The sequence below is a fragment of the Alkalihalobacillus sp. BA299 genome (assembly GCF_017745675.1).
In the GTDB taxonomy this organism is placed as follows: domain Bacteria; phylum Bacillota; class Bacilli; order Bacillales; family Bacillaceae_F; genus Alkalihalobacterium.
In genome coordinates this window covers 101,098-115,546 of the sequence record NZ_JAFLJM010000009.1, presented here as the reverse complement: position 1 = coordinate 115,546, position 14,449 = coordinate 101,098, and the positions used below count along the sequence as shown (strand labels likewise).

At 36.1% G+C, this 14,449-nt stretch carries 13 protein-coding genes; 1 reads left to right on the top strand and 12 read right to left on the bottom strand.

The genetic code is table 11. From position 1 onward, the window contains the following. Positions 1 to 127 precede the first annotated feature (127 nt). The 7 genes from pdxS to J0N78_RS13445 form a co-directional block, all read right to left on the bottom strand. On the bottom strand, positions 128 to 1,012 hold the full coding sequence (gene pdxS, locus J0N78_RS13475) for a pyridoxal 5'-phosphate synthase lyase subunit PdxS (RefSeq protein ID WP_209123629.1): 885 nt from the start codon (positions 1,010 to 1,012) through the stop codon (positions 128 to 130). 44 nt (positions 1,013 to 1,056) lie between these two features. Next, positions 1,057 to 1,308, bottom strand: coding sequence for a biotin/lipoyl attachment domain-containing protein (locus tag J0N78_RS13470; protein ID WP_209123628.1), 252 nt, complete (start codon positions 1,306 to 1,308; stop codon positions 1,057 to 1,059). Between the two features lie 17 nt (positions 1,309 to 1,325). Next, the gene (locus tag J0N78_RS13465; RefSeq protein WP_209123627.1) at positions 1,326 to 1,619 is read right to left on the bottom strand and encodes an SAV0927 family protein; all 294 of its coding nucleotides are present in this window, start codon (positions 1,617 to 1,619) and stop codon (positions 1,326 to 1,328) included. A gap of 21 nt (positions 1,620 to 1,640) precedes the next feature. Continuing rightward, entirely contained in the window at positions 1,641 to 2,909 is a 1,269-nt protein-coding gene (locus tag J0N78_RS13460) for a Glu/Leu/Phe/Val family dehydrogenase (RefSeq protein ID WP_209123626.1), read from the bottom strand. 181 nt (positions 2,910 to 3,090) lie between these two features. Continuing rightward, positions 3,091 to 4,581, bottom strand: coding sequence for an aldehyde dehydrogenase family protein (locus J0N78_RS13455; protein ID WP_209123625.1), 1,491 nt, complete (start codon positions 4,579 to 4,581; stop codon positions 3,091 to 3,093). Between the two features lie 202 nt (positions 4,582 to 4,783). After that, complete coding sequence (locus J0N78_RS13450; RefSeq protein WP_209123624.1) at positions 4,784 to 6,205, bottom strand: aldehyde dehydrogenase family protein; 1,422 nt, start codon at positions 6,203 to 6,205, stop codon at positions 4,784 to 4,786. Between the two features lie 160 nt (positions 6,206 to 6,365). Continuing rightward, positions 6,366 to 7,694 carry an aminotransferase family protein gene (locus J0N78_RS13445; RefSeq protein ID WP_209123623.1) on the bottom strand — a complete coding sequence of 443 codons (1,329 nt, stop codon included), beginning with the start codon at positions 7,692 to 7,694 and terminating at the stop codon, positions 6,366 to 6,368. 327 nt (positions 7,695 to 8,021) lie between these two features. Here J0N78_RS13445 and J0N78_RS13440 point away from each other — a divergent pair, with 327 nt between their 5' ends. Continuing rightward, a complete protein-coding gene (locus tag J0N78_RS13440) occupies positions 8,022 to 8,753 on the top strand; it encodes a GntR family transcriptional regulator (protein WP_209123622.1) in 732 nt (243 codons plus the stop codon). Between the two features lie 100 nt (positions 8,754 to 8,853). Here J0N78_RS13440 and J0N78_RS13435 read toward each other — a convergent pair whose 3' ends face one another. The 5 genes from J0N78_RS13435 to J0N78_RS13415 form a co-directional block, all read right to left on the bottom strand. Continuing rightward, positions 8,854 to 10,128: an ABC transporter substrate-binding protein gene (locus tag J0N78_RS13435; RefSeq protein WP_209123706.1), complete on the bottom strand. Its 1,275-nt coding sequence runs from the start codon at positions 10,126 to 10,128 to the stop codon at positions 8,854 to 8,856. A gap of 267 nt (positions 10,129 to 10,395) precedes the next feature. Further along, positions 10,396 to 11,235, bottom strand: a complete 840-nt coding sequence (locus J0N78_RS13430; protein ID WP_209123621.1) for a PfkB family carbohydrate kinase — start codon at positions 11,233 to 11,235, stop codon at positions 10,396 to 10,398. A 26-nt stretch (positions 11,236 to 11,261) separates the two neighbouring features. Next, a complete protein-coding gene (locus tag J0N78_RS13425) occupies positions 11,262 to 12,131 on the bottom strand; it encodes a carbohydrate ABC transporter permease (RefSeq protein WP_307794936.1) in 870 nt (289 codons plus the stop codon). A gap of 27 nt (positions 12,132 to 12,158) precedes the next feature. Next, positions 12,159 to 12,986 carry a carbohydrate ABC transporter permease gene (locus J0N78_RS13420; protein ID WP_374193912.1) on the bottom strand — a complete coding sequence of 276 codons (828 nt, stop codon included), beginning with the start codon at positions 12,984 to 12,986 and terminating at the stop codon, positions 12,159 to 12,161. Positions 12,987 to 13,102: 116 nt separating this feature from the next. Continuing rightward, positions 13,103 to 14,425: an ABC transporter substrate-binding protein gene (locus J0N78_RS13415; protein WP_209123620.1), complete on the bottom strand. Its 1,323-nt coding sequence runs from the start codon at positions 14,423 to 14,425 to the stop codon at positions 13,103 to 13,105. Between the last annotated feature and the right edge of the window lie 24 nt (positions 14,426 to 14,449).

The window sequence follows — 14,449 nt, the reverse complement described above, 5'->3', positions numbered from 1 at the left end:
TTTAAATTATTAGATTAACCGCCCTTTAAGATTAATAAAAACGATAGGATAATGTCTAATCTATGAAAAGACATTACGCCTATCGTTATAAATAAAGTTTTATTAACTTATTTTTGAAGCTAGAGTTTTACCATCCCCGTTCTTGCATACGTTCTGATGGCTGTAATGAAGAAATTTCAATTCCCTTCATTGCTGTTCCTAGTTGTTTGGAGAGATTCGCAATTAGCTCGTAGTCTTCAAAGTGAGTTGTTGATTCCACAATAGCACGAGCAAATTTTTCTGGGTTATCTGATTTAAAAATCCCAGAACCAACAAATACACCATCTGCTCCTAACTGCATCATCAATGCTGCATCTGCAGGAGTAGCAACACCACCAGCAGCGAAGTTTACAACTGGCAATTTTCCTGATTCTTTAATTTGTAATAAAAGTTCATAAGGAGCCCCCGTATTTTTAGCCTCCGTCATGATTTCATCTGTAGACATCGAAACGATTTTGCGAATCTGTGATTGCATCATCCGCATATGACGTACAGCTTCGACAATATTTCCAGTTCCTGGTTCACCTTTTGTTCGGATCATCGATGCTCCTTCACCAATACGTCGACAAGCTTCACCAATATCACGAGCACCACAAACAAAAGGAACTTTAAATTCACGTTTGTTTAAATGATACACTTCGTCAGCAGGTGTTAACACTTCACTCTCATCAATATAATCGACACCTAACGCCTCAAGTAAACGCGCTTCCACAATATGGCCAATTCGACACTTGGCCATCACAGGGATAGATACTGCACCCATCACTTCTTCTATAATCGTTGGGTCAGCCATACGTGCAACCCCACCAGCTGCGCGAATATCCGCTGGAACTCTTTCTAATGCCATGACCGCTACTGCCCCGGCTGCTTCTGCTATTTTTGCTTGTTCGGCGTTGACAACGTCCATAATGACGCCGCCTTTTTGCATTTCTGCCATTCCACGCTTTACTACTTCCGTTCCTGCATATATCATAATGTGTACACTCCCTATTGTTATTTCACGTGAAACCACTGTTATTAGTCAGTTCCTGTAATTTTTAGATCATCTTCAATAAATACAAGTACTTTTCCAGGCGTTACTTTTTCTCCTTCTTCCACCTTAATATCCTCAATAATTCCACTAACCGCAATGGAAACCTGTTTTAACTCACCGTTTGGTTGTTTAATATCGACTAATGTAGCCCATTCATACACATAATCGCCTGATTGGATATTTACTTTTTCTACTTCTCCAAAATAAGGCGAAGTAACAACTTCTAATACCTTCATTTATATTTGCCTCCTTATTAGTATTGTGGTTTTAGCACTTTTGATGACTCAAGAACTTGTTTTAATAATTCAAAAATACTTTCAACATCGTCATCTACCACCCCGAGTGAAACTTGCCAATTATTTAGATCCTCTAGCTCAGAAGGGCATAATAACAGGAGTTTTCCTGAATGAAGTGAATAAACCATTGATTTACCGTAAAATTTGTGCGAGTAAAAGATCCAAAAATCATACCTATGAGTATCTGATAAAAAACATATAAATCTAGCATTCTGTTGTTCTATTTCATCTTGTAATATATCTAATTTCATATTTTTCCCCCTTAGATTAAATTATTTCACCCAACTTCTTAGTTTTGATGCTATGGCTAATCTTCTAACACCGACCATATAAGCTCCTAACTTCATATCAACTTTATATTTGTTAGCGGTATCATTAACCTCATGAAAACTTTCTTCTATTTTTTCTTTTAACCTATCTTCTACCAACTTTTCCGACCAATAATAGCCTTGATTATTTTGACACCATTCAAAATAGGAAACGATAACGCCACCCGAATTAGCGAGAATATCTGGTACAACCATGACACCTTTTTCCTGTAATCGTATTACTGCTTTTCGAGTTGTAGGTCCATTCGCTGCCTCAATAATTATTTTTGCCTTCACTTGTTCAACATTATCACTAGTTATCTGGCCACCAATCGCAGCTGGTATTAATACATCACACTCTTTTTCTAGTAATTCACTGTTAGTAATGGTCGTATTATATAAATTTGTCACTGTGCCAAATGAATCCCTTCGCTCTAGCAAGTATGGAATGTCTAAACCATTCGCATCATAAATACCTCCTAAAACATCTGAAATCCCAACGACTTTTGCACCGTGCTTAAATAATTCTAAAGCTAAAAAAGCTCCTACGTTTCCAAACCCTTGAATTACTACCTTCATTTCATTGATAGGAATTTGCTTTAACTTACTTACTAACTCTAATGTATAGAAAACCCCTTTTGATGTAGCTGTCTCTCTTCCTAAGGAACCTCCTAAAGCAACAGGCTTTCCTGTAATAAAACTAGGTGACTCAAATTCTCGAATTTCGCTATATTCATCCATCATCCATGCCATAATCTGTGAATTCGTATAAACGTCAGGAGCAGGAATATCTTTGGTTGGTCCAACAAGTTGACTAATCGCTCTAACATAACCTCGACTTAACCTTTCTAATTCACCTAGACTCATACTCCTCGGATCGCAAATTACTCCACCCTTACCGCCTCCATAAGGTAAAGAAGTGAGCCCGCATTTTAAGCTCATCCAACCAGATAAGGCCTTCACTTCATCTGCTGTTACATCTGGGTGAAATCTAATTCCTCCCTTGGTTGGACCAACTGCATCATTATGTTGTGACCTATATCCTGTAAATATTTTTGTTTCACCATTATCCATCCGTACTGGTATTCTTACCTCAAGGAAGCGAAGCGGTTCCATTAATAAATTATAAACTTCATCGGAGTAGTTTAATTTCTGGATAGCTTCCTTTAATATCCCTTGAAACTGCTCCAATGGACTGTCTTTATTGATTTTATTCAAGTTTGAAACAACCATTTTATACACCTCATTTATTTTAATCACTATTATCAATGCAATAGTTGTGCCAATATATCAAATTAATATTATTCGATTGAACCTACTATTGTTTAAATCATTTATAATGCAACACTCGAAAAGCTATATACCTTTTCGAGTGTTAAAATTCAAATATATAACCTATTACAGTAATGAATGGTTAATTTTTATACCAGCCAACCGGCTCCACTTGTAAATTAATATTAATTTGTTTAATTTCTGTATATTCATCAAGTCCAAATGTTCCTAGACCTCTACCAATTCCACTCTGTTTGTACCCTCCCCATGGTGCTTCATTATAAGTTGGGCCATAGTTATTTAACCATGTAATTCCTGCACGAAGTTTCTTAATGACTCTTAGTCCTTTTGCAGCATCTTGAGTAAATACTCCAGCTGCTAGCCCATATTTTGTGTTATTGGCGAGCTCAATCGCTTCTTTTTCATTACTAAATTTTTGAACGACTAATACCGGACCAAATATCTCCTCTTGAACAATTCTCATATCTGGCGTTCCATCTACAAAAATCGTTGGTTCCATAAAGAATCCTTTATCTAATCCATTATTCATCAGGCGATTTCCACCTAGTACAATACGAGCGCCTTCTTCTTTACCAATTTCAATGTACTTTAAAACTTTTTCCATATGTGCTTGACTAACTAATGGCCCCATTTCAGTTTCAGGGCTGTGACCAGAACCAACAACAATTTTCTTTGCTCGTTCGATTAGTCTTTCAACAAATTGATCGTGAATTTTATCTTCAATTAATAACCTGGAACCTGCTGAACATACTTCACCTTGATTAAAAAAGATTGCCATTAAGGTGTAGTCTAAAGCAGTTTCAAGATCAGCATCAGCAAAAATAATATTAGGGGATTTCCCACCTAATTCTAGAGAAATATTTTTTATATTCCCTGTTGCTGCTTTCATAATACTGCGACCTGTTACGGTTCCGCCTGTAAAGGATACTTTATCAACTAAATGACTTTCTGCCAGTTCATTACCTACTGTCGGTCCAGGTCCCATCACCATATTAGCAACTCCTTTAGGAATTCCAACTTCATCTATTATTTCAAAAAGCTTCATAGCAGAGACTGGAGTCACTTCTGATGGCTTATAGACAATAGTATTTCCTGCAGCTAAAGCAGGTGCAATTTTCCAAACGGACATTAATAATGGAAAGTTCCATGGAACAATTAAAGAACATACACCTACTGGCTCACGAACGACCATGGCCTGCATTGGATCTGCTACATGATACGTTTGTCCGTCCGGTTTCGTAATCATACCTGCATAATAACGAAAACAAGCAACGGCATCGGCTACGTCAATCTCTGACTCTTTAATAGGTTTTCCTTGATTCAACGTTTCCAGCAATGCAAATTCATCGGCTCGTTCTTCCAATTTATCCGCGATTGCATTTAGATAGCTTGCTCGTTGTACTGGCGGTGTATCTGCCCATTCACCAGAGTCAAAAGATTGCCGAGCGACTTCTATAGCTCGAACTGCATCTTCAACATCACCAAGGGGCGCTTTAGCTATCACTTCTCCATTTGCTGGGTTAATTACATCATGAGTCTGTCCACTAAGTGCATCTACCCATTCTCCATTAATATACATTTTTAAATCAATGACATTTGTTAAAGTTTTCATTTTTTTCCTCCTTCAAAAAATTAATTTTTTGAGCATTCAATATTGAATATTGCAATTTTTGTGCCATTTATTAAAACTAATACACCTATGCTTTTAGAGGAGATTGTTATATCTTTTATGCAATTTAGAATAATTTAATCAATAATGAATAGAGCTTTTCTGACTTGTATCAGAAAAGCTCTATTCATTAATAGTAGTTTAATTAATTCCGATTAAAAATGACTAGCTTCTTTTCTGTCATTTCCTCAATTGCATATTTTACTCCTACTCGTCCTACTCCACTTTCTTTTACTCCGCCGTATGGCATATGGTCGACACGGAATGTTGGAATATCATTGATTAACACTCCGCCTACATGTAAATGTTCTGCAGCATGTAGAGCGGTATGAATATTTTCTGTATAAATTCCTGCTTGCAATCCATATCTAGATTCATTTACTAATGCAATGGCTTCATTTACATTCTTCACTTTATTAATAAGAACAATAGGAGCAAAAACTTCTTGGCAAGAAACCTTTTGGGAAGGATCTACTTCTAGTAAAACGGTCGGCATTAAAACATTGCCTTGAACTGTTCCTCCAACAGCTACTTTCGCTCCATTTTGTTCCGCTTCATTAATCCAAGTTAACGCCCTCTCTACATCTTTAGGACTGATGAGCGCAGAAATATCAGTAGTTGCCTTTAGTGGTTCTCCAATCTTTAATTGTTTTGTCTTTTCTACAAACTTCTCTACAAAGGCTTCATACATTTCCTCAAGTACGTAAACCCGTTGTAAAGAAATACACACTTGACCTTGAAATGAAAATGCCCCAGTTACACATCGATTGATAATTTTATCAAGGTTGACCCCTTTATCTATAATGACAGCAGCATTTGAGCCGAGTTCCAATGTCACTCGTTTCAAACCAGCTTTATTGCGGATCCCAATGCCCACCGTAGGACTTCCGGTAAACGAGATTTTACTAACCCGCTCATCTTTTACAATTTTTTCTCCAATCAATGAGCCACTTCCCGTTACAACATTTAGAACTCCCGCAGGTAAGCCAGCTTCATGAAATAATTCTGCAATAAAATAGGCAGACAATGGAGTTTGGTTCGCTGGCTTTAAGACAACGGTGTTCCCTGCAGCAAGTGCTGGTCCTACTTTATGTGCAACTAGATTCATAGGAAAGTTAAATGGAGTGATTGCTCCAATAACACCTATTGGTTCGTGAACAGTATAGGCCACCCTTCCTTCCCCACCAGGTGCTGCATCTAGTGGTAATGTTTCACCGTGAATCCGTTTTGCTTCTTCTGCTGAAAATTTATACGTTTGAATGGTTCGTTGGACTTCTCCCATTGCAATCGTAATAGGTTTTGCTGCCTCAATAGCGATAATTTCAGCAGCTTTCTCTTTTCTTTCGTCTAGTAATCTAGCGACATTTTCTAGTATAGTTGCACGCCGATGACTCGGTAATTTAGCCATCGTTTCTCTTGCTTGATATGCGGCTTCTAATGCCAGTTCTACCTCTTCTTCATTTGCTGTAGCTACTTGTATGATTTCTTCGCCGCTATAAGGAGCTTTCAGTGACGTATATTTTTGGGCTTCTATCCATTCTCCATTTATAAATAGATGTTTCTTCATTTGTAATTCCTCCTCTTCTAAAATACATAGCTCGGATCTCAAAAAAACTTACATCCTTAACATGTTTTGTTGTTTGGATTATCTATGAGGTGAAAGCTTTTTTAGTGCTAGACGACTTTAGTTAAATGTTCAATCGTTAATTTATCGTTTCAAGGCGGACTTATAACTTAATATTTTCTTGATTTTCTATCGCTGAAAACGTTTCTGACAAAATCATAATCATTTGATTGATTTCCTTCTCGTTGATCACTAATGGTGGTGCAAACACCAGTGTATCTTGCCCGTCAAATACGACTGACCTAACAACAAGACCACGTTTTGCTGCTTCTGCAACTATCAGTGGAGCTAGAGGAGATGCATATCGTTCATTCGTTTCTTTATCTTTTACGATTTCAATCGCTCCCATTAACCCAAGGCCTCTTACTTCTCCAATCAGATTATGATTACTTTGCAACCACTTAAATCCAGCCAGCATTTTGTGTCCCATTTGTTTTGCATTTTCTATTAAGTTTTCATTTTCGATAATTTCTAGATTTTTTAACGCAATCTGACATGCCATTGCATGACCACTGTACGTATAGCCATGTAGTAACGTACCTGTTGAGAGCTCAGTAAAATCTTTGTGGATTTGTTCTGAAATCATCACACCGCCTAGCTGTGCATAACCGCTAGTCACCCCTTTGGCAAAGCACATCATATCAGGAACCACACCGTAATGTTCAATCCCAAAGTAAGTTCCAGTTCGCCCAAAACCAGTAATGACTTCGTCAGTAATCAATAAAATTCCATATTGGTCACAAATTTTTCTTACCTCTTTAAAATAATTCTCAGGTGCGGGATGGACGCCCCCAGCTCCTTGGACAGGTTCAGCGACAAAGGCTGCAATCGTATCTGGACCTTCTTTCTCAATCAACTCACGTAAAGCAGTCGGCGAAAAGTGATTTACATAATGAAAATCAGGCGCTAATGAATTCGTAAAATCCCGAAACGGCTTTAATCCTGTGGCACTAGTCGCTCCCATTGCGACTCCATGATACGACTTGGTTCTCGTAATAATCTTTTGTTTATTTTGTTTTCCTTTTAAAATCCAATAATGTCTTGCCAGCTTATAGGCCGTATCATTGGATTCTGATCCACCTGAAGTAAAAAACGTTGCCGATAAATGACCAGGTGAGAGTTGTGCTAGTTTAGCAGCTAGCTTGATCGCTGGTTCATTACTAAAGGTGGCAAAACAAGAACTGAACGCTAATTTCGACATTTGTTCCATTGCGACTTGACCCATTTCAGTTCTGCCGTGCCCAATGTTAACATTCCACAAAGACGACATCCCATCAATAATTCGATTTCCTTTGATGTCTTCTAAAAAGACTCCATCACCCTTCGTAAAGATAAAACTAGGGCCATTTTGTTGTTGTTGTTGGATCGAAGAAGTCGGATGAAGAAAGTGCTTTTTATCCAACATCTCTAACTCTTGAATATAATTTTTCATTAATTTAACTCCCTTTCAAAGTAAATTTATTCCCATTCACACTTATATATTGCAAGAAATATGCCAACTTGTTTCAGCATCCATCACTTCACCTTCTCTAACTATTGATTCGGTATAACTTTTTCACTAAGAATTTTAATTTAAGGCTACTACAATACGTTATATAATGTTATAATATATTTTATATCTTTATATGAAATATATCAACATACAAAGTGTATTCCGATAATCAAAGCTGTTATTTTTAATTTATATATACTTTTTACTGTCTTATTATTTTATGTATATCCATAATTATTGATATAATTTAATCAAGAGGTGATTCTAATGAAACTAAATAATTCGAGTTCAATACCTTTATATGTCCAATTGAAAGATATTATCAAATCAGAAATTAATAATGGACATTATAAACATAACCAGCAGCTTCCAACAGAAGTTGAGCTTTGCAATATATATGGAGTTAGTCGAATTACAGCTAGAAGAGCAGTATCTGATTTAGTGGAAGAAGGTTTCTTAAAAAGACAACAGGGGAAAGGAACTTTTGTTAAGGAAAAAATTTTAAAAAGAGAACTGATTTCTGTAAATGGTTTTTCGGAGCATATTATCGAATCAGGCGAGAAGCCTAATTCACAAATTCTATCATGTGACGAGGTAGAGGGGAATTCAGAACTATATGAAATGTTAAATGTAAACGAAGACTCTCCCTTGCTCCAACTAAAACGTCTCCTATATATAGATGACGAGCCATTCGTCTTAGAAATTGCGCATTACCCACTTGAGAGATTTCAAAACTTGCAAGAATATATTACGCAATCGAAATCAACGTATGGAACCCTCTCAAAAAAATACGGTGTGAAGTTCGCTAGTAATACGAAAACAATAAATGTTGTTTTGGCCGATGCTGAGCAATCCAAGTATTTGAAATGTGATTTAGGTCAACCTTTATACTTTATCGAAAAGGTTGCTTATGATGTGAATAAGGTGCCCGTTCACACTTCTTTTCTATATCTTCGGGCAGATCGAGCAAAATTTACAATAAACACAGCAAATAATTAATAAAAATGATCAGGTCCTAGTTTCGAATAAGACCTGATCATTTTATATTAAACCTAGTTCAAGAACAGTACATTTTTTTCAACATGAAATCTTAGGATTTTTACCTTATTGATTTAGCAGCGCGCTGCACTTCAACCATCACGTCTTGAGGGGTTTTATTACCTGTTAATAACAATTCAGTGCCACTTAAATAAGCATCCACTACCGCAATATCCATATCCGTATCAAGCCATAATGCCATTCCTTCGGCATTTAAGAGAATGTCAACAGCCTCTAGTTGTAATGGCGTCGAATTGTCTTCATTAACAGCTCCCTTAATCGCACTATAAAAACCAACATCAGCAAGCAACTTTTCTCCCATTTCTCTTGATGTTAGAAATTTTAAAAACTCTATAGCTTCCTCTGGATGCTTTGTAGTGGAAGAAACGACAAAACCTTCTGGCCCTCCAGAAATATAACCCGGTCTTCCTTTCTCCTCATCCAATTCAGGAAAATCAAAGAAGCCTAGTTCAAATTCAGCTACCGGTTCGACAAACCGCAATTCGCTCAATTCTAAATATACGATGGCTGCTTGTCCACTACTAAACATCTCTCTAGCAAATTGATGGTCAAGAGAGTTAGGGTTGTCATTAAAGTATTTCGACAATTTTGTCAGTTTTTCCAGTGCTTTTATGTATCCTGGATCAGTAAAGTCACCCGTTTCACGATCATAATCAGACATTCTAGTATCATGATCGACTAACTTTTGATTTAATGCCCCAATGTAGTGAGATACGGCCCATGGTGCTCTACTCCCAAATGCAATCGGTGTATATTCAGTTGTACTTATTTTATCAAGTACAGTTAAGAATTCTTCCCAAGTACTAGGAGGTTCCAAATTTAGTTCTCTAAACAAATTTTTATTATAAAAAAAAGCCTTTCCTCCCATTTGCCACGGCGCTGCATATTGTTTATCCTCTAGGCTAAACGGTTCCAGTTGTGTTTCAACAAATGAAGCAGCCCAATTTGTATCCTCAGCTAAATAAGGACTTAAATCAAGGACTTTATTAGCCCTTACAAAATTGTGGATAAATTCACCACTCCATGAAAAAAACACATCAGGAATATTAGAGCTCGTACCAAGTAAAACCCTCACTTTATCTTTATATGCTTCATTTGCTACTGCTTCCATTGCAATTTTAATATGAGGGTTTTCCTTCTCAAATTGTGCTACTACACCTTTAAAATATTGATGATGAGGGTCACTTTGCCATCTGTGAAAGAATTTTAACGTAATATAATCTTCTTCAGAACTTGTTTTAGTAGACTCACTCGAGCAGCCTACAAATATTAATAGAATAAGAGCACTATAAACAAAAACTAAAAATTTTTTCATTTTCATCAAGTCTCCCCCTTTTTCTAGACAACATTATAATTTTATAGCTTGAATAACTAGTAGTAGTAGGTTGTCAAATAATGAGAATATTCAGAATGTAAGGGTTATCACTGTTGTATTCTTAATATTTATCATAATTTACATCATTCTAATTGTCTACATATATTCTTAGTTATAACACAACACTTGGTATACGAATACACAAAAATACCCCCTAGTAGCTTTTAGTCTACCTAAGAGGTATCGTTTTATAAAACTTTATATATTTTATAATCGAGCACTTTCGTTCCTAGAAAAAGCTAATCCATAACCAAACGCTCCAAAAATAGTACAAGTTTTTGCAGCTGCTTTTGCAGCCTCTAACAACGCGATTTCCATGTTACCATGTTCGAAGTTTTCAACGATAAATTTAGCTATAAACGAATCTCCAGCTCCTAACGTATCGACTACATCTATAGGAATAATCGATTGCTCATATTTTATCCCATTTTTTGAAAATAGCGCTCCTTCACTTCCCCTTGTTACTCCAACGATTTCAACACCATATGAATGAACAACTTCGATTAATTTCTCACATTCCTGTCTCTCTAAATCATTACCAGAAAAGTAAGCCTGTTTAATATATGGACATACAAGGTCTAAATACTCCTGATCTCTTCGCGTTGAAAAATCAAAAGAAATATCAATAACCTTGCTAAGCTCTGGAAGATTATGTTCAAAATAACTATAAACACTAGAATGCACTTGGTCGTGAGCCTTGACATACTCATAATCTTCTTCTGTTAAACGTAAGGAAATATACTTTTGAATTCCACCTTTATTTCCCTTTAAAAAGATCCGGTCTCCTTCTTCGTTCAGTGTGACAACTGCCATCCCATTTTCTCCAAATGCCTGTCTTATTTTCGTTACATCGATATCTTCCTTTTTCAATGTCTCCAGCACATGCTTTGCCGGTAAGTCATTTCCTATGATACCCATATATGAACTCTTTTCTGTACCATATCTTTTACTTAGTACAGCTACGTTTAATGCATTTCCACCAGGGTAAATCATTTCTTTATCTTTATAGTAATCTACAACATTATCTCCAATAGCCAATAATTTCATCTTTATCAACACCTCACTAGAAGTTCTTACCCTTTTACACTTCCACTCGTTAGTCCTCTCACAAAGTACTTTTGCATAAACAAAAATAAGATGACAATTGGAGCTGCTGAGATCGTTAACCCCGCTAATAATACTCCCCAATTTGTTTCAAGCGCATCTCTAAATTGCATAAGACCTGCTGGGACTGTTTTAAGGCTTTCACTATCAATGAAAATAATCGCAAACATAAACTCATTCCAAGAGAAGTAAGCTGTTAAGATCATTGCTGTGACTAAAATCGGGACACTTAATGGAAGGAATATTCTAAAAAATACACCCACATGTGAACAACCGTCTAATACGGCTGATTCTTCTAATTCTTTTGGTATCGAAAGAAAATAAGCTCGTATTAATAATATAGTAAATGGAATACGATAAGCTACATAAGGTAGGATTAACGCCCAATGTGTATTGTGAATCCCAAACGCTTGTACCAAGTTATAAAGTGGTACTAAACTTACTTGGGGGGAGAGCATCAAACCACCTAAACAAAATATTAATAAAAATGTTTTTCCTTTAAAGTGAAAACGAGCTAATCCATATGCTCCTAATGCACTTAAAAAGACGGTTAATACACATGTAACAGTCGTTACAATGACACTATTTAAAAAGTAACTGGAAATCCCTTTATTCCATGCAGTTACATAGTTTTCGAATAACCAACTAGACGGTAGAGCCCAGCTATTCCCATAAATTTCGCTAGTTTCTTTTAATGAATTTGTTATCATCCAAAATAATGGATAAGCTATAATTATAAAATAGATGATTAAAAATAAATATACAGAAGTAACACCAACCACCTTCTTTGGGTGAGGCTTCTTTCTTTTAGGAGGAACTACATTTGGCTTTTTTTCAATATTGATGTTTACATTTGTACCCAAAACTTATTCCTCCTTTCCTGTTTTAAACAATTTAATTTGAATTAAAGAAATTAACAATGTAATGACTAATACAACGGTTGCAATTGCTGCTGCATAGCCCATGGCATCACGAGAAAATGCATTCTGGTATAAGTAAGTTCCTAGAACTTGAGAGGAATTTCCAGGTCCTCCTCCTGTTAAAATATATGGTTCATTAAATACTGTAAAAGCTTGTGTCACAGTTACTAACGTTACGACAAATGTCATTTCTTTTACTTGAGGAACAGTAACAGAAAAAAATTGTTGAATTTTTGATGCTCCATCAATTTCTGCTGCTTCATACAATTCAGAGGGTATTTTTTGAATGGCGACAATATATAACATCATAATATATCCGATACTTTGCCATTGTGATACTGCTATTACAGAATAAATAGCTGTTCCTGTTTCACCAAGCCACGCTCTCGTTAAATTTTCTAAACCAATCCCTTCGAGAAACTTATTAAGTAGCCCTACTTGTGGGTTATAGAAGAAATCAAATAACAATGCAATGACCGTAATGGAAATAATAACCGGTAAGAAATACATTGTTCGAAAAATCGGGGATAAGCGTCTGACCAGCTTGTCCTCCAACATTGCAGCTACAATTAAACCACCACCTACTTGGAAGACAACAGAAATGACTGCATAAAGAAAATTATTCTTCAAAGCGGTATAGAACACAGTATCCTGAAATAAAACAATAAAATTTTTTAATCCTACAAATGTTTTATCAGGGGAAAAGACACTCCATTCAAATAAACTATATTCAATATTTCGAATAATCGGGATATAAACGAATACAAGTAACATTATAATACAAGGACCCAAGTATAAATATGGGGTTAATTTTTTTAGTTTCAACAGAAGTACCCCCTTTTTTTATGGTGGAGTCATTCGACTCCACCCATATCTACATTGTAGCAAATTTACTTAATTGATTCTGCTACTTTTTGTACATCGTTGATGACATCCTGTGGTGTTTTATCACCAGTAAGCATTAATTGAGCTCCACTTAAATATGCATCAACAACCGAAATATTGATATCAGTATCAAGCCATAAAGCAATACCTTTTGCATTTAGAATGACATCAACCGCTTCTCGTTGTAACTCCGTTGAATTGCTTTCATTAACTGCTCCTTTAATTGCACTAAAGAGACCAACATCAGATAGTAGCTTTTCACCCATTTCTTTCGATGTTAGGAACTTTACAAATGCAACAGCTTCTTCTGGATGTTCTGTGGTAGCAGATACCATAAATCCTTCTGGGCCTCCTGAAATATAACCAGCTTCCCCTTGTTCATTATCAAGAGTTGGGAAATCAAAAAATCCTAGCTTGAAATCGGCTTCAGGTTCTACTAGTCTCGTTTCACCCATTTCTAAATAGGCCATAGCAGCCTGACCATTAATAAACATTTCTCTAGCAAATTGATGCTCAAGCGAGTTAGGACTATCATTAAAATATGGCGACAATTCGTTTAATTTTTCCATCGCTTCGACATAACCAGGATCCGTAAACTCCCCTGTAGCAGCTTCATAATCTGTCATTCTTTGTTCATGATCTACTAACTTTTGATTTAATGTACCAATATAGTGAGATACAGCCCAAGGTGCTTTATTTCCAAAAGCAATTGGTGTATAGTCAGTTGCACTTATTTTATCAAGCACCGTGATAAACTCATCCCAAGTTTTAGGAACTTCTAAGCCTAATTCTGCAAAGATGTCTTTGTTATAAAAGAACGCTTTTCCTCCCATTGCCCAAGGAGCCCCGTATTGTTTTTCATCTAAGCTGAATGGTCCCAGCTGTGTTTCAACAAATGAATTCTTCCACTCTGTGTCTTCTTCTAAATAAGGAGTTAGATCAAGGGCTTTACCTGCTCGTACAAAGTTATGTCCGAATTCACCACTCCATGAAAAGTAAACATCTGGAATGTTTGTCGATGTTCCAAGTAACACTCTCACTTTATCTTTGTATGAGTCATTTAATACCGCTTCTGTTTCAATTTTGATATGTGGGTTCTCTTTTTCAAATTCCGCTACAACATCTTTAAAATATTGATTATGAGGATCGTTTGGCCAACGATGGAAAAAGTTTAATGTTACAGTCTCTTGAGTTTCAGTCGCTTCTCCTGAGTCTGTATTTGATGAAGAATTTGAATCAGTAGATGAATCAGAGTTTGTCGTGTCTGAACAAGCACCAATAATAAGTAAGAACAACACCATTAAAAAAGCAAATGTAAGCCTTTTCATTTATATATTCCCTCCTTATATTTT